The organism is Emticicia sp. 17c (genome assembly GCF_037153985.1).
GTDB lineage: Bacteria > Bacteroidota > Bacteroidia > Cytophagales > Spirosomataceae > Emticicia.
This window is the reverse complement of record NZ_JBBAYI010000013.1, coordinates 32,591-56,889: the sequence shown is the minus strand read 5'-3', so window position 1 is coordinate 56,889 and position 24,299 is coordinate 32,591. Positions and strand designations below refer to the sequence as shown.

The 24,299-nt window shown below is 40.2% G+C and carries 18 protein-coding genes; 7 read left to right on the top strand and 11 right to left on the bottom strand.

Annotated features, from left to right (window positions below):
- Positions 1-121: 121 nt before the first annotated feature.
- Both WAA15_RS21000 and WAA15_RS20995 read left to right on the top strand, forming a co-directional pair.
- The gene (locus tag WAA15_RS21000) at positions 122-3,229 is read left to right on the top strand and encodes an efflux RND transporter permease subunit (RefSeq protein ID WP_337044807.1); all 3,108 of its coding nucleotides are present in this window, start codon (positions 122-124) and stop codon (positions 3,227-3,229) included.
- A 118-nt stretch (positions 3,230-3,347) separates the two neighbouring features.
- Complete coding sequence (locus WAA15_RS20995) at positions 3,348-3,761, top strand: DUF1003 domain-containing protein (RefSeq protein ID WP_337044806.1); 414 nt, start codon at positions 3,348-3,350, stop codon at positions 3,759-3,761.
- Positions 3,762-3,854: 93 nt separating this feature from the next.
- Here WAA15_RS20995 and proS read toward each other — a convergent pair whose 3' ends face one another.
- Positions 3,855-5,330, bottom strand: coding sequence for a proline--tRNA ligase (gene proS / locus WAA15_RS20990; protein WP_337044805.1), 1,476 nt, complete (start codon positions 5,328-5,330; stop codon positions 3,855-3,857).
- A gap of 331 nt (positions 5,331-5,661) precedes the next feature.
- Between proS and WAA15_RS20985 the strand changes: the two genes are divergently transcribed.
- Entirely contained in the window at positions 5,662-6,924 is a 1,263-nt protein-coding gene (locus tag WAA15_RS20985) for a hypothetical protein (protein ID WP_337044804.1), read from the top strand.
- A 243-nt stretch (positions 6,925-7,167) separates the two neighbouring features.
- The gene (locus WAA15_RS20980; protein ID WP_337044802.1) at positions 7,168-8,700 is read left to right on the top strand and encodes an OmpP1/FadL family transporter; all 1,533 of its coding nucleotides are present in this window, start codon (positions 7,168-7,170) and stop codon (positions 8,698-8,700) included.
- 76 nt (positions 8,701-8,776) lie between these two features.
- Here WAA15_RS20980 and WAA15_RS20975 read toward each other — a convergent pair whose 3' ends face one another.
- The 3 genes from WAA15_RS20975 to WAA15_RS20965 all read right to left on the bottom strand — a co-directional run bounded on the left by WAA15_RS20975 (position 8,777) and on the right by WAA15_RS20965 (position 11,076).
- Positions 8,777-9,301, bottom strand: coding sequence for a shikimate kinase (locus tag WAA15_RS20975; RefSeq protein ID WP_337044801.1), 525 nt, complete (start codon positions 9,299-9,301; stop codon positions 8,777-8,779).
- 21 nt (positions 9,302-9,322) lie between these two features.
- Complete coding sequence (locus tag WAA15_RS20970) at positions 9,323-10,432, bottom strand: BT_3928 family protein (RefSeq protein ID WP_337044800.1); 1,110 nt, start codon at positions 10,430-10,432, stop codon at positions 9,323-9,325.
- 92 nt (positions 10,433-10,524) lie between these two features.
- Positions 10,525-11,076, bottom strand: a complete 552-nt coding sequence (locus WAA15_RS20965; RefSeq protein WP_337044799.1) for a DUF1599 domain-containing protein — start codon at positions 11,074-11,076, stop codon at positions 10,525-10,527.
- 89 nt (positions 11,077-11,165) lie between these two features.
- Between WAA15_RS20965 and folP the strand changes: the two genes are divergently transcribed.
- The gene (gene folP, locus WAA15_RS20960; protein WP_337044798.1) at positions 11,166-12,032 is read left to right on the top strand and encodes a dihydropteroate synthase; all 867 of its coding nucleotides are present in this window, start codon (positions 11,166-11,168) and stop codon (positions 12,030-12,032) included.
- Position 12,033: 1 nt separating this feature from the next.
- Here folP and WAA15_RS20955 read toward each other — a convergent pair whose 3' ends face one another.
- Both WAA15_RS20955 and WAA15_RS20950 read right to left on the bottom strand, forming a co-directional pair.
- Positions 12,034-12,648: a hypothetical protein gene (locus WAA15_RS20955; protein WP_337044797.1), complete on the bottom strand. Its 615-nt coding sequence runs from the start codon at positions 12,646-12,648 to the stop codon at positions 12,034-12,036.
- A gap of 26 nt (positions 12,649-12,674) precedes the next feature.
- On the bottom strand, positions 12,675-12,986 hold the full coding sequence (locus tag WAA15_RS20950) for an autorepressor SdpR family transcription factor (RefSeq protein ID WP_337044796.1): 312 nt from the start codon (positions 12,984-12,986) through the stop codon (positions 12,675-12,677).
- 316 nt (positions 12,987-13,302) lie between these two features.
- Between WAA15_RS20950 and thrA the strand changes: the two genes are divergently transcribed.
- Positions 13,303-15,762, top strand: a complete 2,460-nt coding sequence (thrA, locus tag WAA15_RS20945) for a bifunctional aspartate kinase/homoserine dehydrogenase I (RefSeq protein WP_337044795.1) — start codon at positions 13,303-13,305, stop codon at positions 15,760-15,762.
- 89 nt (positions 15,763-15,851) lie between these two features.
- Here the strand turns inward: thrA and WAA15_RS20940 are convergent, their stop codons facing one another.
- The gene (locus WAA15_RS20940) at positions 15,852-16,496 is read right to left on the bottom strand and encodes a TatD family hydrolase (RefSeq protein WP_337044794.1); all 645 of its coding nucleotides are present in this window, start codon (positions 16,494-16,496) and stop codon (positions 15,852-15,854) included.
- Between the two features lie 62 nt (positions 16,497-16,558).
- On the opposite strand from WAA15_RS20940, the gene WAA15_RS20935 reads away from it, so the two are divergent.
- Complete coding sequence (locus tag WAA15_RS20935) at positions 16,559-17,026, top strand: GNAT family N-acetyltransferase (protein ID WP_337044793.1); 468 nt, start codon at positions 16,559-16,561, stop codon at positions 17,024-17,026.
- Between the two features lies 1 nt (position 17,027).
- Here WAA15_RS20935 and WAA15_RS20930 read toward each other — a convergent pair whose 3' ends face one another.
- From WAA15_RS20930 to WAA15_RS20915, 4 genes are all read right to left on the bottom strand, one after another.
- On the bottom strand, positions 17,028-18,668 hold the full coding sequence (locus WAA15_RS20930) for a CotH kinase family protein (protein WP_337044792.1): 1,641 nt from the start codon (positions 18,666-18,668) through the stop codon (positions 17,028-17,030).
- A gap of 37 nt (positions 18,669-18,705) precedes the next feature.
- Positions 18,706-20,061, bottom strand: a complete 1,356-nt coding sequence (locus WAA15_RS20925) for a DNA/RNA non-specific endonuclease (RefSeq protein ID WP_337044791.1) — start codon at positions 20,059-20,061, stop codon at positions 18,706-18,708.
- 126 nt (positions 20,062-20,187) lie between these two features.
- The gene (locus WAA15_RS20920; RefSeq protein WP_337044790.1) at positions 20,188-22,740 is read right to left on the bottom strand and encodes a zinc-dependent metalloprotease; all 2,553 of its coding nucleotides are present in this window, start codon (positions 22,738-22,740) and stop codon (positions 20,188-20,190) included.
- Positions 22,741-23,153: 413 nt separating this feature from the next.
- On the bottom strand, positions 23,154-24,098 hold the full coding sequence (locus tag WAA15_RS20915; protein WP_337044789.1) for an alpha/beta hydrolase: 945 nt from the start codon (positions 24,096-24,098) through the stop codon (positions 23,154-23,156).
- Positions 24,099-24,299: the final 201 nt, after the last annotated feature.

The following is a 24,299-nucleotide window of genomic DNA, read 5'->3' as shown; positions in this document are numbered from 1 at the left end:
AAAGACTCATTTTGTACACGTTTCAGTATTATGTAAAAACCAGTGAGGTCTTTGCTCTCGAAGACAGATATCCAAACTTTTGCCTGAAAGTGCTATTAGATTTCTTTTAATCATTCGAACCATGAACAAATTCGTTAAAAATATTATCGCCTTCTCGCTGAAAAATAAATACTTTATATTTTTCATGACCTTTCTTGCGGTTGTAGCGGGCTTTATCAGTTACCAGAATACGCCTGTTGAGGCTTTCCCTGACGTAACCAATACCCAGATTACCATTATTACCCAATGGCCCGGCAGAAGTACCGAAGAAGTGGAAAAATTCGTTACTATTCCTTTGGAAATAGGTTTAAATCCGGTTCAGAAAAAAACAGACATTCGTTCTACCACAGTGTTTGGTTTGTCGGTAGTAAAAGTAATGTTTGATGATGACGTAGACGATGCCTTTGCCCGCCAGCAAGTAAATAACCTGTTGCGTGAGGTAGACTTGCCCGAGGGTGCAAACCCCGAAGTGGAACCCCCTTATGGCCCAACCGGAGAGATTTTCCGCTATACACTTGAAAGCCCTACCAGAAGCGTAAGAGAATTAAAAACCTTACAGGATTGGGTGGTTGAACGTAACCTTAAAAGTGTACCCGGTGTAGCCGATGTAGTGAGTTTTGGTGGTGAGGTAAAAACATACGAAATTTCGGCAGACCCCCGTCGCTTACTTGATTATGATATTACACCTATTCAGTTATATCAGGCTGTTTCAAATGCCAACATCAATGTTGGGGGAGATGTAATCGTGAAAAACTCTGAGGCCTATGTGGTAAGAGGGATAGGGTTGTTGAAAGGGGTTAAAGACATCGAAAATATTGTCATAAAAAATGCCAATGGGGTGCCAATTTATGTAAAAAATGTAGCTAATGTGTCAGAATCGGCTTTGCCAAGACTTGGGCAGGCTGGTAGAGACAAACGTAACGATGTGCTTGAGTGTATCATTGTAATGCGGAAAGGCGAAAACCCTAGTCAGGTAATCGAGAAAGTTAAGGCAAAAATTGAAGAAATAAATACCACTATTCTGCCTAAAGATACACAGATAAATACTTTCTATAACCGTGAAAACCTTATTCATTTTGCTACACATACCGTTACGCATAATTTGCTCGAAGGTATCATTTTTGTAACCTGTATTGTGTTTCTTTTCATGGCCGACTGGCGTACAACGGTTACTGTATCAATTGTTATTCCGTTGGCTCTTTTATTTGCGTTCATCTGCTTACGTTTAAAAGGCATGTCGGCTAACTTGCTTTCGATGGGTGCTATTGACTTTGGTATCATTGTGGATGGAGCAGTAGTAATGGTAGAAGGTATATTTGTAACACTCGACCATCTGGCCCATAAAGTCGGAATGGAGCGATTCAATAAATTATCTAAACTCGGGCTGCTCAAAAAAACCGGTGCAGAGCTAGGTAAGGCTATTTTCTTTTCAAAAGCTATCATTATTACCTGTCTTATTCCCATTTTCAGTTTCCAGAAAGTTGAAGGTAAAATGTTTAGCCCGCTGGCATGGACTTTAGGCTTTGCTTTACTAGGGGCCTTAATATTTACCCTTACGCTTGTGCCTGTAATGGCAAGCCTGCTTTTGAAGAAAAATGTTCGTGAAAAACATAATATTTTTGTTGAGTTCCTTGAAAAACAATCGCTTAAATTATTTTCAAGCACTTATAAGCACAAAAAACTAAGCTTGGTAATAGCCTTGATTCTGGTAGTAATCGGGTTCTTTAATTTCAGGTTTCTTGGAACAGAGTTCTTGCCAGAATTAAATGAAGGCTCAATTTATGTGCGGGCCAGTATGCCAATGAATATTTCGCTGGAAGAATCAGTAAAACAAACGCAGGTAATGCGTGCTATTTTCCAGACATTCCCAGAGGTGAAACAAGTGATTTCGCAAACAGGCCGCCCGAACGACGGAACAGACCCGACCGGTTTCTATAATGTAGAGTTTCTGGTAGATATATATCCGAAAGAAGACTGGAAAAGACACATCTCGAAAGAACAACTGATTGATGAGATGAATAAAAAACTTGAGATATTCCCCGGAGTATTGTTTAATTTCTCTCAGCCAATCATGGATAATGTTGAAGAAGCAGTTTCGGGTGTAAAAGGGAGCATTGCGGTAAAAATATATGGGCAAGACCTGCCAACACTCGAGAAAAAAGCTAATCAGGTTTATGAACAGCTTAGAACTGTAAAAGGGATTGAAGATTTGGGGGTAATTAAAAACATAGGCCAACCCGAATTACGTGTCGAACTGGACGAACAAAAACTGGCTCTTTATGGAGTAAATAAGGCCGATGCACAGGCAGTTATTGAAATGGCCATAGGCGGAAAAGCAGCCACACAAATATACGAAGACGAACGCCACTTTGATTTGCGGATACGTTATGCCCCACAATTTAGAAGCAACGAAGATGCCATCGGAAACCTCATGATTCCGACCTCAGTCGGAAGCCAGATTCCTTTGAGAAGTGTAGCACGTATTTACTCTCAAACAGGACCTGTACTGATTTTCAGAGAAGCCAACCAGAGATTTATTGGTGTAAAATTCTCAATCAGAGGTAGAGACATGGGCTCGGCCATTGCTGAAGCACAGAAAAAAGTAAACGCCGTTGTGAAACTTGATAAAGGTTATAAAATGAAATGGGCTGGTGACTTTGAAAATCAGCAACGTGCAACGGCTCGTCTGGCACAGGTAGTTCCAATCAGTTTATTATTAATATTCCTGATTCTGTTTGTGCTGTTCGGAAATATTAAAGATGCAGGGCTGGTATTAACCAATGTACCTTTTGCTATCATCGGTGGAATTGCCTCTTTGCTTATTTCTCATACAAACTTTAGTATTTCGGCTGGTATCGGATTCATTGCTTTGTTTGGTATCTGTATCCAGAATGGTGTAATTCTGATTTCGGTCTTCAAGAAAAACCTGCATGATAAAATGACCTTGAATAACGCTATTTTTGAAGGAGTTCGTTCAAGAATCAGACCTGTTATCATGACCGCCCTAATGGCAATGATTGGGCTTATTCCGGCGGCTGTTTCAACAGGAATTGGCTCCGAAACCTCAAAACCACTGGCTATTGTGGTAATAGGGGGCTTAATAACGGCTACGTTATTAACGCTGTTTGTGTTCCCGCTGATATTCTACGTATTTTATCGTAGCAAGTTTGTTGAGGCACTTGAAGAATAAAAATAAGTTTAACATACGCATAGTTTAAAATTTCATGGTAATTGGTAATAACAGAGAGCTTTGCTCTCTGTTATTATTTAAATATTTTTTACTTTAGAGCAAAAATTAAAACTTTGTTATGAAAAAAGAATTGTTTATTGAAGATGATAACAAACCGTTAAGTTTTGGAGACAGAATGGCCGATAGAATAGCTACTTTTGGCGGAAGCTGGACTTTTATCTTATCATTTATGTGTTTTTTAGGTATCTGGATTTCTTTTAATATTTATTGGTTAAGAAATCGTGGATTTGACCCTTATCCATTTATTTTGTTAAATCTGATATTGTCATGTATAGCCGCCTTACAAGCTCCTGTAATTATGATGAGCCAGAACAGACAGGAAGAAAAAGACAGAGAAAGGGCTAAAATAGATTTGAAAATTAACCAGAAAGCCGAAGAAGAAATCAGAAGCCTGCATCGTAAAATAGACATATTGCTGACACAACACGAAGAGGTTCATAAAAAGTTGGCAGAAATAAGAAATGCCCAATAAAACCGGCTACATTATATATAACAATACCACAGAAGGTTTCTCTGTGGTATTGTTATTAAATGAATGCTGTTAAAGCAACAACAAAGCCCTGTATTAATAGGCCCGCGCAAAAACTACTCGTTTGGTTGATGGCTTACCTGTCAGGATACATTTGCCTTCTTCTTCCTTGGCATCCAGAGGGATACACCGGATAGTTGCTTTCGTTAATTCTTTTATTTTCTCTTCTGTTTCAGAAGTACCATCCCAATGGCAGTATAAGAAACCACCTTTCTCGATTTGTTCTTCAAATTCAGCCCATGTATTTACCTCAATGGAGTTTTCTTTTCTGAAATTCAGTGCTTTCTGGTAAATGTTTGTCTGGATTTCTTCGAGTAAATCTTTTACGTATTGGGCAATGCCTTCGAGTGGGCGGGTTTCTTTACTCAAGGTATCTCGGCGGGCCACTTCAATCACACCATTTTGCAGGTCTCTCATTCCAATAGCCATACGCACTGGCACACCTTTCAATTCGTATTCCGCAAATTTCCAGCCCGGGCGATTGGCATCACTATCATCAAATTTTACACTGATACCATACGATTTTAGCTCTTTAATAATAGGCTTGATGGTTTCAGTGATAGTAGCTAACTCTTCTTCGCCTTTATGGATAGGTACAATTACTACATGAATAGGGGCTAGCTTAGGTGGCAATACAAGGCCGTTGTCGTCCGAATGAGCCATAATTAAAGCCCCCATCAAACGGGTACTTACACCCCATGAAGTACCCCAAACGTGTTCGAGTTTACCTTCTTTCGACTGAAATTTTACATCAAATGCTTTGGCAAAGTTTTGTCCCAGAAAATGCGAAGTACCAGCCTGCAATGCTTTACCATCTTGCATCATGGCTTCAATACACATAGTTTCTTCGGCTCCGGCAAAACGCTCGTTAGCCGATTTAAACCCTTTTACAACTGGTACAGCCATGAACTCTTCTGCAAAAGTGGCATATACATCAAGCATTTGCTTGGTTTCGGCCATTGCTTCCTCACTGGTGGCATGTGCTGTGTGGCCTTCCTGCCATAGAAATTCGGCCGTACGTAAAAACATACGTGTACGCATCTCCCAACGAACCACGTTAGCCCATTGATTTATCAGAATAGGTAAATCTCTGTAAGATTGTATCCAGTTTTTATAGGTGTTCCAGATAATTGCTTCGCTGGTTGGTCTTACCACAAGTTCTTCCTCCAGTTTAGCTTCGGGGTCAACCATAAGCGAACCGGGTTTGTCCGGATTAGTTTTCAGGCGATAGTGTGTTACTACGGCACATTCTTTGGCAAATCCTTCGGCATTTTTCTCTTCCGCTTCAAACAGGCTTTTGGGTACAAAAAGCGGGAAATACGCGTTTGTATGCCCTGTTTCTTTAAACATATCGTCTAAAGCACGTTGCATTTTTTCCCAGATTGAAAACCCGTAAGGTTTAATAACCATACATCCTCTTACCGCTGAATTTTCAGCCAGATCGGCTCTTTTAACTAATTCGTTGTACCACTCCGAATAATTCTCGCTACGTTTTGGAAGACCTTTACTCATAATTATTGTTAAAAATTAAACTTTATAACTTGTAATGAATCTAATAAGTAGATTTTTCGTTAATATCTATGAAAAGCACAATCTTGGCTAATTTTAATTAAAGTTTCATCCAGATTGGCTTGCAAAGATAAGTTTTTATATTAAGTTTGTCACAGATAATTACGTTACTTTTCGGTAGCAGAAAGTCAGAACAAACAAAAAATAAGATGTAAACAGGTGCCTGTAAAAATTTTGTTAATTTTTTTCGTAAGCCATACAACCTTTTTCAGCCCTCTTGCATCATTCACATAGAAGAAGTTTATTTTTAGTTCACAATTAATTCAAAGATAAAATGGTTACTTTCAAATCTTTCAGGTACCTGTCGGTTGCAGTGCTTTTGGGTACTTGGGGTTGTAGTCCGAAACAAGTTGCCACGAAAGGAGACTACGATGACCTTTACGGCTCTTCAAAAGATGCTCCACAGGTAACTTACAAGACATCTACGCAATCTTCGAATATTTATCAGAACCCTGATTATGAAGATAACTTACGTTATCAGAGAGATGATTCTTCGGTGCAAACACAAGGTACAGATGAGTATTACGATGAAAACTATGTGAACTCACGTAAAGTTCAACGTTCTTATTCATCACAACCAGGGTATTCATCGGGGTTCTCTGATGGCTATCAATCAGGTTGGAACGATTACGCCTGGAGCCAGCCAGTAGGTTGGGCCAGCCCATTCAGCCGTTTTGGTTATTACTCTCCGTTTGGGTATAACTCATTTGGCAGTTGGGGTGGTTACTCAACTTTTAGCATGGGTCTTGGCCTTGGTTTCGGTTATGGCTCTCGTTTTGGTTATGGTGGTTTGTATGACCCTTTCTGGGGTAATGGTTTTTATAGCCCTTATTACAGTTCTTTTTACAGCCCGTGGTATAGCCCATATTCATTCTATAACTCATGGTATAGCCCTTATGATGCTTATTATGGCGGCTACTACCCTGGTTACTACGGATACCCTGGTTATGCCTACAACGTAACATCGGGCGTAACTGGTGCTGCTAAAAACCGTACTTATGGCCCACGTGATGGAGGTAGAGGATCGGCTTTCTATAACGACCGCTTTAATAACACTGCTATCAGAACTAACGATGGTGGCCGCCGTGCTGACGGTAACGCCAGAACTTATACAGGCGCAAGTAGCAGATCTTACTCAGGTAATGACGGCTACTATGCTGCACCAAGAAGAAATGGTTCTGACAACTCATCGTTCAGCGACAGCCGCAACACCTCGCGTTCTAGCTCAAGCAACGATGCCTACTATGCTCGCCCACGCAGAAATGGTGGTTATGATAGCGGTAGTGGTAGCAGCAGTGGCACAAGAACTTATGATTACAGCCGTCCTTCAACAGGAAACTCTTCTCGTTCGGGCAATACATGGTCAAACGGAAGCGGTAGCTCTTCAAGAAGTTCAGATAGCTGGTCAAGAGGTTCTTCATCAAACTCAAGCTGGAGTAGCGGAAGCAGTAGCCGTAGCTCAAGCTCAGGTGGTAGCGTTGGTGGTGGCTCACGCGGAGGCGGTGGAGGTGGCGGCGGAAGCCGTGGTCCAAGATAATAATATCTGACCCCACTAAACAATTAATGCTATTTGCTTGTTAAGCTCTCAGGAGTAAACGTTAAAACGTTATAATAATTAATGCAAATATTCAGAAACCTCGCTGAATCATAACTGTTTGGCGAGGTTTTCTATTAAAAGAAACGCTTTGGTAATTGTACCCTTAATATAGAAGAATGATTAAACAACTACTCGGAATATTAAACCGGTTTCAATTCTTCAATCATAAAGTTTTATAATAAAATGAAAATCTCACGCATTCTGATTACAACTTCTCTGCTAATGGGAGGAATCGGAGCTAAAGCACAGTTGAGTTTAGGCGGACACTTTTATGGTGAAGATGCCTTCAAATTCTCAGAGTCGAAAATTACAGGCTCCGCCCGTATGCAAGGGTTAGGCGGAGGCTACGTTTCGTTAGGTGCTGATGCTACTAATAACTACACAAACCCTGCTGGGCTAGGCTTTTATAATCGTTCTGAGCTAAGCATTACACCTGTATTCAACTCAATTAATGTAGGGTCTGTCTATGCGGGTTCTGCCTTTAATAAAAATACTTCTAATGCAAGCATTGGGCAGTTGGGGCTGATTATCAGTAACGGGGGTGTAGGAACAAGAAAAAAACGTTCGGCATTTGCTATTACATATTCAAAACAGAATAACTTCCTGACCGACTTCCGCTACAAAGGCTTAAACCAACGTAGCTCGATGATGGATTATTTTGCCGAAAAAGCTACACGCCGTGGAGCCGATTCTGGTACGCTCGACAACGAATATGACCCGAATTCAGGGTATGCTTCAAGCTCAGAGGCAATGTACTATCAGGCATATCTGATTGACCCAGTTTCGGGAAGTGGCGCACCATATCGCAAACTGGAACCTTCGTTACCGGTAGAACAAACAGGTGATATTTCCAACACAGGCTCAACCAGCCAATGGAATTTGGGTTATGGTATTAATTTCGACGACAAAACATACATTGGTTTAGGTATTGGTTTTGTTCGGTTAAATTATGAAAATGTAACTACCCATAGCGAGACATTCCCTAGCGGCGTTATTTTTAATGGTTTCGATTATTCAGAAAACCTTTATGTACGTGGTACAGGCGTAAACTTCTCGTTAGGTACTATTTACAAAGCTACTGAAAACGTCAGTTTGGGTGCTAGTGTTACAACACCTTCATGGATTAGTGTCAATGAAATCTATAACTCCAATATAACTATATCACCTAAATCGGGTAATGGTGTTATTCCGTCTTCGGCTGTAACAAGTGTTTCTACTGATGAGAATAGCTACACTTACTCGTTGGCTACACCCCTGAAAGCAAGTGGTGGAGCTACGTTTTTCTTCCCTAATAAAGCAGGTTTTATTACAGCCGATGCCGAATATATAGGATACAGAGGAATGGGTGTAAAAGACTCACAGGATAAAGCATGGAGTGATTCACAGAAAAGAGGTATTCAGTCGGCCTATAATGATGTAGTAAATGTAAAAGTAGGGGCAGAATACCGCATCCAGAATATCCGTGTCAGAGCAGGTGCTAAATATATGCCTGACCCATACAAACAAAAACTTGATAACCTCAATCGCTCACAGATGCTTTTCACGGGTGGGTTAGGGTATCGTTCAGGTAAGTTTTTTATCGATTTGGCAGGGGTATTTAACCAGTTTAAAGGTGCTTATACGCCTTATCAATTAAGTAATGCTCAGAACTATGGTTCTGCCAGCCTAACCAGCAAAGCCACAAACTTTGTGGTATCGGTCGGAACATTCTTCTGATAAGGAGTTTTATTATAACTAATGAAATACAGATAAATACAGAAATGACAACTCTTTGGAAGTTGTCATTTCTTTTTTAATGAATTTTCTTCGCAAATTCGGCCTCAATTATCCATAAAATGGCATTAGGGTCTGTATCTCCTTCAATGGTAATATCTGCTTGAGTGTAGAATGGCAGGCGTTCGTTATACTTCTCAGTCAGAACACTCAACAAGTCTTTATTTTCGAGGTCATAAAGCGGGCGTTCGTTTTTCTTCGATACCTGCATTCTTTCCAGAAGTCTATCGGGCTTTACATCCAGAAAAATACTGATACCATTGGCTTTGATGTATTCTAAGCCATCCAGAAAGCAAGGTACACCACCACCCGTAGCCACTACAAGGCGCATATCCTTTTGTATTTTTTTCAATTGTTGGTTTTCAATTTTCCGAAAATACTCCTCACCATTTAGGGCAAATATCTCTGAAATCTTTTTTCCTTCTGCAGTTTCAATCCGAGCGTCTAAGTCTATAAATTCATATCCTAAACTTTTGGCTAATTGCCTGCCAAGGGTACTTTTACCAGAAGAGGGCATGCCAACCAGAAAAATATTCGTAGTCATTCTGTCAGTATAAGCGTATTTTTATTTTAATTGATTAGTTATTTCTTCTTTATCAGGAATACTATGATTCCCCCATTTACCTTTTACTACACCATTTTGTAACAAAATCACACATGGATTTGTTCGAGCCATTGTTTTTAATACAGTGGCATCAGCCGCAAAATAAGGAATAGTAAGGCCATTTTCCTGACGGAACTTCTCAAATTCAGTCTGAATAGCCGAAGTCAGTACCATTGATTGTATGTTAGTACCTTCAATGCTTTTATCCAATGTTTTAATGGCTGCCAATTGGTCGGCATCAATATCTTTGATGTCTTTAAAAATGAACAATAATTTATTGCCAATAAACGACGAGTCGGTATAAATGTTTCCCTGAGGGTCGTTAATAAAATAATCAGTAATTTTTGGTTTTATTTTATCTTCATTCAACGTAACCGACGATACATACTTATAGGTGGTAGTATCCATCAGAAATTCGTTTGAGATTACCTCTTGTTTTGTTTTCTTATTCAGGAAAGTATATTCCAGAATGGGCTTAATACCAGTAGGTTTCATCTGGTCAGGGATACTTTTGCCCACTGCATAAGGTAAGAAATCGATAGGCGGCAAATAACGAATAGCATAAATGCCAATGCCAAAAGAAACCAATGTAGTGAGGGCCATTACGGCATGGAGATTTGAATCTTTGTATTTATGGCGATAAGCAAAAATTATCAGAATGAATACCGTCAGAAAAATATCTTTCTCGAACGATGTCCACGGCTTTAGTTTCAGGAAGTCGCCAAAACAGCCACAATCAGTTACCTTATTAAAATAAGCCGAATAGAAAGTCAGAAATGTGAAAAATACAATAATGCCTAACAATAGCCATGAGGTAATTTTCATGCGGTAAGAAAGCAACGTGGCTACTCCAAGAATAACCTCTAACGCACAGAAGATAAGCGATAAAGTAAGCGAATTATGCGCAAAAAACATGAAGAAACCTTGCAAGGCAGGAATATCCTGAGAGAAAACCTCGAAATATTCTTCCAGTTTGATACCTGTACCAACGGGGTCAACTACTTTAACAAAACCGGAAAAAATAAATATAACACCTACAACGATGCGCGCAATTTGTGCAAATATTTTCATAAAAGAATAAGGTAATGTTTGATTGAGCGAAAACTCTACAAATATATATTCAACTCAAAAGATTAGATGTTAACCACTTGTTAAGTGTTAATTTATTGTTGCGACTGGGCTTGGCCGAGTTTGATTAAACAAAAAACAGCATAATTAATAATATCCTGATACCCCGATTTTATACCTTCTGAAACAATGGTTTTGCCCTGATTGTCTTCTATTTGTTTAATTCTGAATAGCTTCATGAGTATAATGTCGGTCATGGAGCTTACACGCATATCGCGCCATGCTTCGCCGTAATCGTGGTTTTTATTAAAAAGTAACTCAATTACTTCGTCTATTTCCTGATTATATAACTCATGAAGTTCGTTAAAAGGAATCTCAATGCTGGTACTATCAGTAAGTTTTTGCTGAATAAGTGCCATTATACAATAGTTTATAATGCCAATAAACTCGGGCACTTCTCCTTCATCTACCTTGCTGAAACCTTTTTCCTGAATAGTTCTGATGCGTTGCGCCTTAATAAAAATCTGGTCGGTTATACTAGGAAGCCGAAGGATTCTCCACGAAGTTCCATAGTCTTTATTCTTTTTCTCAAAAAGGTCTTGACAAATTTTTATGATGTGTCGATATTCGATTTCGGTTTGGTTCATGCACGCATTCCCGAACGGGATAAAATTAAGGAATTGTAAATAATAACATCTATTATTGCAAAACTATAAAACTTCGACACCATAAGCAAATGCCAGCTAATTTAAAGCATACAAAAAAAAACTGCCAACTCAAGCTCAGAAACGGAAAACTGGTCGATTTGTCAGACCCTACTGTAATGGGGATTCTGAACATCACCCCTGACTCTTTTTTTGAAGGAAGCCGTTTCATGAGCAACATCCCACAAGTAACAGATACCGTAGGAAAGATGCTCACCGAGGGAGCCACTTTTATTGATGTAGGAGGTTATTCAACCAGACCTCACGCCGCGCAGGTCAGTGTTGCTGAAGAAAACGACCGCATATTACCTGTCATAGAAGCTATTACAAAGCATTTTCCTGAAACTATTATATCGATAGATACTTTTCGGAGCGAAGTAGCGCAAGCAGCAGTTAAAGCAGGAGCAGGTATTGTAAATGATATAGCCGGAGGGAATCTGGACCAAAATATGTTTCAGGTAGTTGCAGCTTTAGAAGTACCTTATGTTTTAATGCATAGCAGAGGAACTCCCGAAACCATGACTTCTCTGAACCAATATAACAACCTACCGGTAGATATTATCAGCGAATTACAAAGTAAGGTTTTCAGACTACAACAGGCAGGTGTGAAAGATATACTCATTGACCCGGGTTTTGGGTTTGCGAAAAACCCGAAACAGGGCTTTGAACTGATGCGTAACCTGAGTGCTTTTCAGGTGCTTGAACTGCCACTTCTGGTAGGTATTTCTCGAAAATCAATGATTTGGCGTACTCTTGGTATTACTGCCGACGAAGCCCTTAACGGAACAACCGCACTTAATATGGTAGCCCTCATGAATGGAGCAAATATTTTGCGGGTACACGATGTAAAAGAAGCTGTTGAAACTATTAAACTTTATCAGGAGGTTTATCCAGCTTAGCTTATTTAGCTACAACATTGCGGATTAACCGGATAATGATGCCATAGAAGATAACCGCGCCAATAAATATCAACCCCCATGAAACAAGGCGGCTTTCGGTGAAGCATAAAAAAAATATAGTGCCAGCGATACCTACCCAGAAGAACAAACGTGCGCTAAAACGCTGTAACTGTCGGTAGCTTTTTTCCTGAAAGCCTTTTGAAAACCAGTTGTTACCAGCAAAAGCACTTGACGGATGCAGATTTGACTGAAAATTGCCGCTCGCAAATAAAAATAACGATAAAGCTACACCTAAGTAGCGAGGTGGAATACTCTCACCTTCAGAATAATGCAGAATATAGTAAAATAAAATAAAACCAAGAGCCGATAAGTAGGACGACCAGATGATACGAATACGTTTATCACTACGAATCAGAAAATCGGCATTAGGTTTCTGGCTGTCAAGGTATTGCATGACCAAAGGCAAAAAGTAGAAAAATACTGCTGATATTGCGTATAATAAAACACTACGGCTCTGCACAGCTATCACGTCAGGATTCCAACTGATAAGCAAATAGATAAACGGTGCTAATACAATGCCGATAATGAGCATTTCGAATAACACTTTACGTTTCATGATAGTCAACTGGTTAATAGTTGCTTTTACTCAGTTATTGTTTTCGGGTTAACTTGCAGACGAATTCTTGGTTTTTCGGCCGGAGTAGGCTTAAACTGAATAAACCACGCCAGAATTTCGTCCATGACAGTCATGTTAAGAGAGTAATAAATAAACTGCCCTTTTTTTACAGAAGCCACAAGGTCGGCTTGTCTGAGCAAGTCCAGATGATGCGAAATACTAGGTTTGGTCATGTCGAAGCGGTCAGCAATATCACCTGCGGTCATATCCCCATCTTTCAACATTTCCAGTATTTCCCGGCGAGTAGAGTCGTTTAACGCTTTAAATAAACTATTCATTTTGAACTGATAATGTAAGTAAGTTTCTTGAACAATTGTTATGGTTACGAATTTCAGTATAAATTTTGAATAATCAAAAATTTTTATTAAATATTTAGATAAGCTTCTAAATGGCAAAGTAGTATATAAGATAGATTCTTTGAAAAACACAATTTTATAGCGAATTTTCTTGAATGCGTATATAAATGATTATATTTGCAAATACTTCGTCAACCCTAGCCCCATTCTTAGCAAGAGAGGGGTATTTTTTTAAGTTTTGTTTGATATAGAATAGGCAACCGCTATTCAATTGTAGTATTCTTAGATAAAAAGCATAATGAAAGTTTTAAAATTTGGGGGAACCTCAGTTGGCACAGTTGAAAGTATTAATCAGGTAATTCAGATTATCAAAGAGAATCTTGACGAAGGGCTGAAAATAGCCGCAGTTTATTCGGCTATGGGTGGTGTAACTAACCGCCTGATTGAAATAGGGAAGATGGCCTCACACTCTGACCTCGAATATCTCGAACAATTACGTTCGGTTGAAGAACGCCATTTCAATGCTGTAAGGGGGCTAATTGATGTGAAAAATCAGAGCAGTGCTATTGCCAAAGTAAAAGGGCTGTTTAATGAGCTGGAAGATTTGTTAAGAGGCGTATCTTTAATTAAAGAATTGTCGTTAAGAACACTCGACCTCATTGTAAGTTTTGGTGAAAGACTTTCGACAACTATCATTACAGAAACCCTAAAACACAGAGGGATTGATGCTGAATTTCTGGATGCCAGAAAGGTAATTAAAACCAACGACTCGTTTAGCCATGCCGATGTTAACTTTGAGTTAACCAATGAACTGATTCGTAAACATTTTGCACAAACCAATAAGCTGCAATGTATTACGGGTTTTATTGGCTCCACTATCGACGGGGTTACTACTACCTTAGGTCGTGGTGGGTCCGACTACTCAGGCTCTATTTTCGGAGCTGCCCTGAATGCTACTGTCATTGAAATCTGGACAGACGTAAACGGGATGATGACCGCCGACCCACGTAAAGTAAAAAATGCTTTTACGATTCCGACTATTACCTATGCCGAAGCTATGGAGTTGTCGCACTTTGGAGCAAAAGTTATTTATCCACCGAGCTTAACACCGGCATTTTACAAAAATATTCCCATCAAAGTCCTGAATACCTTTAACCATAAGCATCCGGGAACTTACATAAGCAAAACCACCGAAACCAAAGAATACCCGATTACAGGTATTTCGTCAATCGACGACATCGCTCTTGTAAACGTACAAGGTGGCGGTATGATAGGCGTAGCCGGTATTTCGGCCAAGTTGTTTTCTATTCTGGCCAAAAATAAAATCAGTGTTATTTTAATTTCGCAGGCTTCTTCTGAACACTCAATCTGTTTTGCGGTTGACCCTAAATCGGCTTATGGCGTAAAAGAAATACTCGAAGAGGGCTTTGCAACTGAAATAGCACAAGGCTTGCTTGATAATATTACCATAGAACAAAACCTTTCGGTACTTGCCGTAGTAGGCGAAGGCATGAAGGCAAGTTCGGGTATATCGGGTAAGTTGTTTTCTGTTCTTGGCAAGAACGGTATCAATGTGGTAGCTACTGCGCAAGGGTCGTCAGAGTTAAATATTTCGGTGGTAATTTATAAAAAGGATATAGGTAAAGCCCTGAACGCTATTCATGAAACCTTTTTTCAGGTCGATGGCCTCACACTCAATTTGTTTCTGGTAGGGGCCACGGGTTTAATCGGGCGTACACTTTTACGCCAGATTCGTGAACAAAAAGATTACCTGAAATTGCGTAAAAACCTGAATATCCGTTTGGTAGGTATAACAAATACCAGAAAAATGCTGATCGAGGAGGGAGGTATTAGCCTTGATACTTGGAAAGAAGACTTGGCAGATAAAGGCGAAATTGCCAATATTGGCTCTTTTATTTCAGATGTGCAGGATTTAAATATGCCTTACAGCGTATTTGTTGATTGCACAGCCGATAAAAATATTGTGCAATACTATTACTCGTTGTTAAGTGCCAGTGTATCTATTGTTACGCCAAACAAAGTGGCCAATTCGGGTCGTTTTGAGCAGTATTTTATGCTGCAAAAAGCGGCACAGAAACACGGGGTCAAATTTCTGTATGAAACCAATGTAGGGGCTGGGCTTCCTATTATTAATACTTTACAGGGGCTTATTACTAGCGGAGACAAAATTCATAAGATTGAAGCGGTTCTGTCAGGAACCTTAGCGTATATCTTTAATAATTTTAAAGTAGGGGAGAAGTTCGTGGATGTAGTGCGCGAAGCAAAAGCCAAAGGTTATACCGAGCCAGACCCACGTGACGACCTGAGCGGGCAAGATGTAGCCCGTAAGATATTGATTCTGTCACGAGAATGTGGTTTGAAATTGGAGCCTGAAGATGTAAAAATTATTAATCTGCTGAATGATGCCTGCCTGAATGCCAAAACGGTTGAAGAGTTTTTTGTTGAACTGGAAAAAGATAATCATCGTTTTGAAACTTTACTGGCCGAAGCAGAAGCCAAAGGGGAAGTATTACGTTACATAGCTACACTAGATGAAGATAAAGTAGTAATAGCTCTAAAGACTGTCGACCGTACACATCCGTTTTTTAACCTGTCGGGTTCTGAGAACATTGTGTCTTTCACAACCGAACGATATAAACATAATCCGTTGGTTATTAAAGGGCCGGGTGCGGGTGCAGAAGTAACAGCTTCGGGCGTATTTGCCGATATTATGAGTATCAGTAGTTATTTAGTCTGATATTTGAATGGAAGGCCTCTCAAATCGGGAGGCTTTTTTATTGCATTACCATACCTTGTCAGAAGGTAATATTGCAAATGGCTTAGCCACTATACTACCATATTGAGGTAGTTATGTTGGATTTGTTCAGCAAGTTTTTCGATAGCGATGTTTTTAGTAGCCGAGGCTTGTTCATAGATGTTTATCAACGGTATGTCGGAGTCATCAGTTTCAAAGAAAAGTTGCTCCAGCGGTATTTCCTGTAAAACCTTATACGCATTGGAATCGGTGCGTAAGATAGCTGCTCCTAAAGACAGATAAAAGCCTTTTTCGAGCAATTGTCGGGCTATTATAATGTTGTTATTAAAGCCATGCACTACCATTGGAACTTTTGGCCGAACAATTTTCTTGATAGATAGTAATTCGTTAAAGCACCGCACACAATGGATAACCAATGGCTTGCGCAGGTCTTCTGCCAGACGTATCTGTTTGATAAATATTTCTTCCTGCAAGGGCATCGCTGCTCCTTTCATACGGTCGAGACCACATTCGCCAATAAGTTTAACTTGCTCATTTTGCACCACTTCGCCTAGCTTTTTTAGTTGAAGGCTGGCTTGCGTAGGGCTGATATACCACGGATGTATGCCTACCGAAAGCCATTGTGGCGAGGGTGTTAGTTCCAGATTTTCAAGAGCCTCTTCTGTATCAGGTATAATTTCATTGAAAATAATCTGTTCTTCATCTTGTTTTTTCAAGAGATGTGTATGTAAATTGAGCAGCATTTTTTTCTAAAATTTAAAAAATAATTCAAAAACTTATGCCTGAATTGTTGAGCACCGTTAAGTGCGTTCCGTTTAATGACCTGAGCCTGAACGAACTTTATGAAATACTGGCACTAAGGCAAGAAGTATTTATTGTGGAGCAAAACTGTCCGTTTCAGGATGCCGACGGTAAAGACCAACAGGCTTATCATTTTATGTTGCTTGATGATGCTCATAATCTTCTGGCGTATACACGCTTGTTTGCGTATGGAGTTTATTATGAAGGATACGCCTCTATCGGGCGGGTGGTTAGTTCACCTAAAGCTCGGGGTAAAGGTGTAGGGCGTATCCTGATGCAAAAATCGATTGAGGAAATAAACAGGCTATTTGGCCGTGTACCCATTAAAATTGGAGCGCAACGATACCTCGAAGATTTTTATCAGTCGCTAGGTTTTCAGCCTACGGGCAATCATTACATTGAGGATGGCATCCCACATACATATATGATTCTTCCGGCTGAATAAACTACTGTTTCAGCATCTTTCTGACAATCTGCCTGCCATTTGCCTCTAGCCTGAGCAGATTTACATGGCTCAGGTGAAGCTCTGCCGGAACCTGAATTGTAACGGTGTTTTCGCCGGTTTGTAAGGTTTCCTGCATTCGCCAGAGTAGCCTGCCTTGCGTATCAAAGAGCGATAAAGTAGCCCTTTCGGTTTTTGGGGCATAGATATTAACCTGTATTCGGTCCAGAAACGGATTTGGGAAGGCCTCCATTGATAAAACTTTAGCCACCTCAGGCTCGTTTGCCGTAATTTTCAGGTCGGCTGGGGTTTTAATGTTAGCATCGAGCCAAGCAAGCCTGTTGGCAACAAATAGTTTAAGTTCTTCTACTTCGCCTACCCATGACTGTGAAATAGGGTTGGGCTGCGGCCACACGTAAATACCCAGTATAGGCCATTTCTGGAAATTACGTGGTGCGGCTTCCTGCAATTCCTTGTAAAGACTATCAATCTGTTTGTTAATACGGTCAAGCTGAAAAGCCCCCTGTTTGCGCTGGAAACTGTACTCTTCGCCAAGTTGGCGTACAAAGGCAGTATCTTCCATCATACGTTCCCACCAGAAAGGCACCTGATAGCCATCGGTTGGGCAAATATTATTGAATTTGTACGAAAAACCTTTGTAACTGTCTCCATCACAATAGTTCGCGTTTCCATAAGACAGGTCGTAGTCCCAAGGTGGGCCAGCCTTAATTTTACCGCCTTTGCTGTCTTTATCTTTGTAGAAGAAAGTACTTATGCGGTAGCCATCTACATTTTTTGAAATCTCGTTCGTCAGGAATAACTTAATAAACGATTGTGTATCGAAATACTTACGAAAGCCATTGTCTTTATCTTGAAAATTATTACTTTTCAGGCTTGCCTCAGCTTGCCCAACATAATTGCTTATATAAGTTTTTTGTTCGGGAGTAATACTCTTTGGTGCTTCGTACAAGTAAAATGTTTTGTTAGTAGCTGGTGCATTGTTCGTGTATTGCGACGACCACCCGCCTATATTTGTACCTGTGGTTTTATCTACCTTGAATATATAACCGCCTGTCAGGTCATCGCCTTTGAGGTCTGTTTCTTTCAGTTTTGATATGTTCACACGTCCTTCGGCTCGTTTCACTTTTTCCATAAAAACATATACTCCCTGATACGCCCCGTTCAGAAAAAGCTCTACATACTGCGTGCGGCTGGCATAAATGCCCATGTCGCGGGCTAGTTTCATGGTTAGCACGTTGTGCATAAGACTTTTTTCGTTATAAGAAGCAAAAAGTATCCAGTCCGATTCTTCGGGCATACCAAAAATACTGGCATCTTTTGATTTACCTTTATCGTCCCAGAGTTCAATGCCAAAACTTTTTTTAGGAAACATCTGTGACGATGACCCTCTGGTTTCGATACCAATAGAACCATTATAATGATTCGGAGCGTCGGAGGGTTTGTTACGTTTGCCCGGGCCGTTATAGATAATTTTCATATCGGCTTTTATTTTGTGGTCATCCAGAATAAAGGCCTCGCCCGTGTTAATGTAGACTAGTGGCAGGTTCGACGACTCAACAACCTGAGCCAAACCCGCCATGCCTGTCAGCATAAACAGCACAGTAAAGTAGAAGTTTTTCATCATAGTTAAGTTAGTTGGTGTTAAATGGGTGTTAAAGTTGTTATTGTCTGATAACCGATACTTTTACCGTAGGGCCATCATCCATTCTTGATTCTAACGTTTTCTGAATAGTGCTTGGTACATTCGAAAGAAAGTCATAGCCTGTTATTTTTTCAAGGTCTGATACGCTCAAGCGGTATTCGCCCCATTTTGTGTCAAGAATAGTTTGTTTGTTCGGAATATTTACGGCTATTACACGTGTTTGCTCGTTAACACGGCTAACATCATTAGCCCCAACAGGTAAAATAACAATTACTTTCCAGAGCGATTCCGGTACAACAATCTTACCGTTGTCGAGCGTGAAACTCTTGCCGCCATTTGAACCAATACCAGCTTTACCGTAAACCCCCGCTACAATGTAGAGTTCGTTACCAGCTTCGGCTATTTTGCGGCAATAGGCTTCGAGGTCGGCCCATGCTCCTCTATTGTTGTTAGGGGCTTGTGGAACAATATTCGTTAAAAGAAAAGTAGCTTCGTTATCTTCCACGCTAGCATCGCGGTCGTCGGAAGGGCATAAATGCCCACGGTCGAAACCAGAGTTCAGGTAGTCGCTGCTTTGTACCTTATACCAGTTATTGGGCAGAGAGTTGTCGGGCCTGAAGTTGTCTGACCGTTGCACAGGCCCTTTCCAAGCGGCACTCAGGTGCCAGCTTACCCAGTTAGCAGTGCTTCGGGTTCGGTTATAAGAGAGGGTATACTGTGGTTTAACCATCAGGTAGTTAGCTTCTTCGCGCGTTGAGGCATTACTTGGGTTGCCAAGTGCCATGTTGTCGTCACGGGTGGCGGTGGTTGTATTAGGGCTTACGGTACCTTTGCCTAGTCCAATAAGGGTAATGTCATCGAGGTTTAGTCGGTTACTTCCGCCTGAAATCTTCCTGATTTCAAAACGGATTTGTCCGGCTTCATTCACAGAAAAAGTAATGATTCCGAGCTTGTTACCGCTAGTTTTGACACTCTGACCGAGGCGTGTCCAGCTTGAGCCGCTATTTTTTGAGTAACGAACTTCCCATTGGCTGTCGCCGTCGCCGTCGTAGGCAGCATAACTGATTTTTATGTCTTTTACTCCGATAACATCATAATTCATTCTTACAAGACCCTTTTCTCTGATTCGGATAGCTTTTGAGCCATTTTTTATATCGTTGGCAGTTCCACCTATGAGCGCATCTTCAAAATACCAGCTACCACCGCTTAGTTCGACATAGCCTTCTGAATAATTGCCTTTTGATATATCTTCAAAGCCCTCGGGAAAACCCTTGATATAGTTGGTTGAGACTGTCGGGATATTGGTTGATAAACACGAACTGACAAAAAGTGCGATTACAATAATATAAGATGAAGGCTTCGAGAAAAAAGACATAGAATGTTTATTTTTTTCAAAAATATGAAAAATATGCCGAAACCCCTCAATGCTTTTGGCAGATGCCCAACAAAAAAGCGAAGAGGTATCTCTTCGCTTTTTTGTTGGTATGGCTTTTGAACCAGCTTATTTAGGGTCTAAAGCGTTTTCAATGCGTTTTAATACATCCTGCAAATGGTATTTGCTCATTTTGTCGGTAGTTAAAGGCAATGCTGCTTTAATTTCTGACTTCAATGCTTCCAGATGCGCTCTTGCAATTGAAGGTAAATCGGTTTTCTTAAGGTCAACTACGCGCGTATCGTATCCGTAGGTTACTCCCGGAGGAATCGACATTACCATTGCAGTAGTTGGCGTTAAAAGAGTATTTACTTTCTCAACAAAAACTTTTTGCAGGTTACGACGATAGATATCGATTGGTTTGTGGGTTTTTAATTCAGCCCAGATACCTGCACGCAAATCTGTCATTAGCTCGTCAAGGTTATAGTTAGCAGGGTTTGTTGAACCTGTTTCCATTAACCGAACGGCACGGTCACCTGCCAATAGGTTATTTAAAGTAGCTTCCTGAATTGATTTGACAGCCTCAACACCAGTTTCGATGTTAATTTTATTCAGAATGTTTTGGTCAAGTAACCACGTTGGAGTTGCAAACACCTGACGGTTCAGGAATGCAACAGCATCTTTTTGTGTAGCTCTTGGCACTACTTCAAACACGTTTCCGTCCATATCGTAGGTTTTTGGAGTATCATAGATACCACCTACATTTTTGGTTACGTGACCAATATAACGACGGAACTGACCAACTACGTTGGCATAAAGTTCGGCTAGTTCTTTGTACGATTCGCCATCTTCTTTGCTCCATGCAGTTAGGTTCGGTACAATTCTTTGCAAGTTTTTGATACCATAGTCAGAAGCCTTCATTGCGTTGTCGCTAAGGTCTTCGGTTTGGTAACGTGGGTCATAAGGGCTGGTTTCAGTACCAAATCTCTTACGAGGGTCTTTGGTTGCTTCTTTGGTTAGCTCATTAAGAATTTTCTTTTCTTCTTTGGCATCTTTAGCATCTGCAAAGTAAGAATAACCCCATTTAATAGCCCAGATATCGTAGTCACCAATACGAGGGAAGAAATCGGTGATACCGTCTTCTGGTTGTGCTACATAGTTGAAACGAGCGTAGTCCATGATAGAAGATGTATGGCCGTTTTGAGCTACCCAGTTTTTATCACGAAGTTTTTCAACAGGAGTAGCCGAGCTTGCACCCATGTTATGGCGTAAACCTAAAGTATGACCTACTTCGTGTGATGACACGAAACGAATCAGTTCACCCATAAGAGCATCGTCAAAGTTTTTAGTTCTTGAACGAGGGTCAGCCGCAGCTGTTTGAATCAGATACCAGTTACGTAGCAAACGCATTACGTTGTGGTACCAGCCAATGTGGCTTTCAAGGATTTCGCCACTACGTGGGTCATGAACGTTTGGCCCGTAAGCATTCTGAATATCGGCTGCGAAATAACGAATGGCCGAGAAACGTGCATCTTCAAGGCTAAGGCTATCTTTTTCGCTCAGGATTTCGCCACGGATAGCGTTTTTCCAACCTGCTTTTTCAAAAGCTATTTGCCAGTCATCAATACCAGCTTTCAGGTATTTTTGCCATTTTTTAGGCGTGGCAGGGTCTATGTAATAGATAATTGGCTTTTTAGGCTCAATAGCTTCGCCACGTTTCTGGCGTTCAGCATCTTCTTTGCTTTTAGGTTCAAGTCTCCATCTTACAGCAAACACATCGTTGTCTGATTTTTGAGATTCTTCACCAAATACCGAATACTGGTTAGCAAAATAACCCACGCGTTGGTCGAAATAACGTTTACGCATTGGTACTTTTGGTAACAGAATCATAGAAGTGTTGAACTCCATGGTAACTACACCCGCATCACGCGAAGCAGGCAGATATTGCCCGATTTGCGGCATCGGCGACAACGAAATGGTTGGCGGAATTACACTGAAAGTTTTAACCGTACGGATTTCAGTATTGATTGGATACGAACGGATGTGTTGCACATACGAGCGGTCAGCTTGTAAGGCAGCAATTTTCAATAATTGTTTGTTGATAGGGTCAAGTGAAAATACCTGATTATCACCTTTAAAGAAATCTGTTACTTCAATTACTGCTGAAGTATCTTTTTTAAAGGCTTTGATGTCAAAAGAACCAATAATAGGGTCGGCACTTGAGTTTCTTACCGCCTGAAAAATAGGCTTGGTGCTATCGGCACTCGTCATAACGATAGAGATAGAACGTAAGAAAAGTTTGTTCTCAGGACCTTTTTCCCATCGTACCATCTGACGGTTTACTTCTTCTCCACCAAAAATACCACCACCAGCAGCCGTTTTTGAGTAACGGGTTACGGTCATGATGTCACGGCCAATTAAAGAGTCAGCAATTTCAAAGAAATATTTGTCGTCAATTTTATGAACAGTAATAAGTCCTTTACTGGTTTTTGCTTTGTCGGTAATTACATCTTTGTAAGGCTTTGGTCCGGCTTTGGGTGCTTCGGCAGGTTTTGGAGTGGCAGCAGGAGGAGTAGTTTTTACAGGTTCTTCAGGTTTTTTGTCGTCTTTCTTTTGAGCGTACCCTGTGAGGGTCATTCCCAAAAGAACACAGGGAATAAGTGTCAGGCGTAATAATTTCATAATTAAAATTTAATAGTTTGATGAAAATTTTTCGTAAAAGTAAACGAATCGATACAATATTTGTAAGAATGTTGATGAATTAATTTGTAATTGAGACCAAACCACAAATTTCTACTAATTATTTAAAAAAAACATCCCCTAAATTGGGTGATTGTGTAGAAAAACCACAGGAAAATCTGTAAAAATAATAAAAGTCACTTTTGTTTGGGTATCTACAAAAGTAAGCATACAACTTTTACGCTGTAAGGGAAGAAAAATGCCTCGTATTGAAGATATACATTGTTTCAGGCAGAAATTAGAACGAAGACAACAAAACAGCAAATATAGATTTATAACTAAAACAGTACGGAGCGCAACATCGGCTACTCCGCACTGTTTTGTTTAATAAGTTATGTGGATTTCGTCAGGAAAGCTTATTTTCTGGTGTTGTCATCACCGAAGAAAACAAGCGTTTTGTCAATGGTTTCGCTCAGAAGCATCCATTCATGACCTTGTTCGGGATAAAAATTATATGAACGGATAACACTATTGGCTTGTAGTTGTTGTGAAAGCATTTCGCCCTGGTCAGATGGGATAAAGTCATCTTTGCCACCATAGAACATAATTACCGGAGGAGCTACACGAGTTACCTGAAAACGTGGGCTTGCACGTTTGTAGGCTTCGGGGTCTTGGCTATAAGGTTTACCAATCAGGTTTTCAATGTCTTGCCCGAACTCACCTACACGTATTTTTTCGGAGGTAAGGTCAACAGGCGCAGCAATTACCGAAACCCCTTTTACGTACTTCCCTTTGTCAACCGTAAAGGCATAAGACAAAGCCAGATGTCCGCCCGCACTTGCTCCAATGAAATAAATCTTGTCTGAGAAATTATATTGTTGTCTTAATGATAGAATTTTGGTAATAAGTGTTCCTAAATCCTGTAATTGTTGGTCATATTTAATGCCATTCTGAAATGTAAGACGGTAGTTTGCGTTTACAATTACCCAGTTGTCACCTTTAGATTTTATCTGGCTTACATAGTTGTTCATAAAGCCTTTATCAAGCTCTTTCCATGACCCACCGTGTAGAATAATCACAACTTTGGTTTTGGTATAAGAACGTTTGGCTGGAATATGGATGTCATATTTTTGGAGGTCATCAGGCCCGTAGGACTGGTGCATTAAGTCTTGTGGCGTAGACTCAACATAGTCTGGTTTTTCAGCAACAGGGTCAGGGTTATTCCCACTCGGATTTGTGGTTCCTGTGGTGTCTGTGTCATTACCCGTTTGTTTTTGTGAAGACGGCTTCAAGTCGTCTATTATCTCGCACGAACTACAAAGAATAGTAAGTGAGAACAAGAACATATATATAGCTTTCATGTTAGTAATATTTTATTAATTGTGGAACGTTTACTGTTTTAATAAAAAAAATATTCCTGAAAGAATTTATAACTTAAAATGTAGTCTTTATTTATATATTGTGGAAAAAATTCTACAAATATCTAACAAAAGAGTCTGAAATCCATAAACAGATAAAAACAGTAGATAATTTTAAAAAAACACATTGCTGATTTTAACGAT

What these genes read in the sequence shown, in the direction of transcription:
- WAA15_RS20985 (WP_337044804.1), top strand. Translation starts at nt 5,662, where the DNA reads ATGGTTACTTTCAAATCTTTCAGGTACCTGTCGGTTGCAGTGCTTTTG.
- WAA15_RS21000 (WP_337044807.1), top strand. Translation starts at nt 122, where the DNA reads ATGAACAAATTCGTTAAAAATATTATCGCCTTCTCGCTGAAAAATAAA.
- WAA15_RS20915 (WP_337044789.1), bottom strand. Translation starts at nt 24,098, where the DNA reads ATGAAAGCTATATATATGTTCTTGTTCTCACTTACTATTCTTTGTAGT.
- WAA15_RS20935 (WP_337044793.1), top strand. Translation starts at nt 16,559, where the DNA reads ATGCCTGAATTGTTGAGCACCGTTAAGTGCGTTCCGTTTAATGACCTG.
- WAA15_RS20975 (WP_337044801.1), bottom strand. Translation starts at nt 9,301, where the DNA reads ATGACTACGAATATTTTTCTGGTTGGCATGCCCTCTTCTGGTAAAAGT.
- WAA15_RS20980 (WP_337044802.1), top strand. Translation starts at nt 7,168, where the DNA reads ATGAAAATCTCACGCATTCTGATTACAACTTCTCTGCTAATGGGAGGA.
- WAA15_RS20965 (WP_337044799.1), bottom strand. Translation starts at nt 11,076, where the DNA reads ATGAACCAAACCGAAATCGAATATCGACACATCATAAAAATTTGTCAA.
- folP (WP_337044798.1), top strand. Translation starts at nt 11,166, where the DNA reads ATGCCAGCTAATTTAAAGCATACAAAAAAAAACTGCCAACTCAAGCTC.
- WAA15_RS20950 (WP_337044796.1), bottom strand. Translation starts at nt 12,986, where the DNA reads ATGAATAGTTTATTTAAAGCGTTAAACGACTCTACTCGCCGGGAAATA.
- WAA15_RS20920 (WP_337044790.1), bottom strand. Translation starts at nt 22,740, where the DNA reads ATGAAATTATTACGCCTGACACTTATTCCCTGTGTTCTTTTGGGAATG.
- WAA15_RS20970 (WP_337044800.1), bottom strand. Translation starts at nt 10,432, where the DNA reads ATGAAAATATTTGCACAAATTGCGCGCATCGTTGTAGGTGTTATATTT.
- WAA15_RS20930 (WP_337044792.1), bottom strand. Translation starts at nt 18,668, where the DNA reads ATGATGAAAAACTTCTACTTTACTGTGCTGTTTATGCTGACAGGCATG.
- WAA15_RS20995 (WP_337044806.1), top strand. Translation starts at nt 3,348, where the DNA reads ATGAAAAAAGAATTGTTTATTGAAGATGATAACAAACCGTTAAGTTTT.
- proS (WP_337044805.1), bottom strand. Translation starts at nt 5,330, where the DNA reads ATGAGTAAAGGTCTTCCAAAACGTAGCGAGAATTATTCGGAGTGGTAC.
- WAA15_RS20955 (WP_337044797.1), bottom strand. Translation starts at nt 12,648, where the DNA reads ATGAAACGTAAAGTGTTATTCGAAATGCTCATTATCGGCATTGTATTA.
- WAA15_RS20925 (WP_337044791.1), bottom strand. Translation starts at nt 20,061, where the DNA reads ATGTCTTTTTTCTCGAAGCCTTCATCTTATATTATTGTAATCGCACTT.
- thrA (WP_337044795.1), top strand. Translation starts at nt 13,303, where the DNA reads ATGAAAGTTTTAAAATTTGGGGGAACCTCAGTTGGCACAGTTGAAAGT.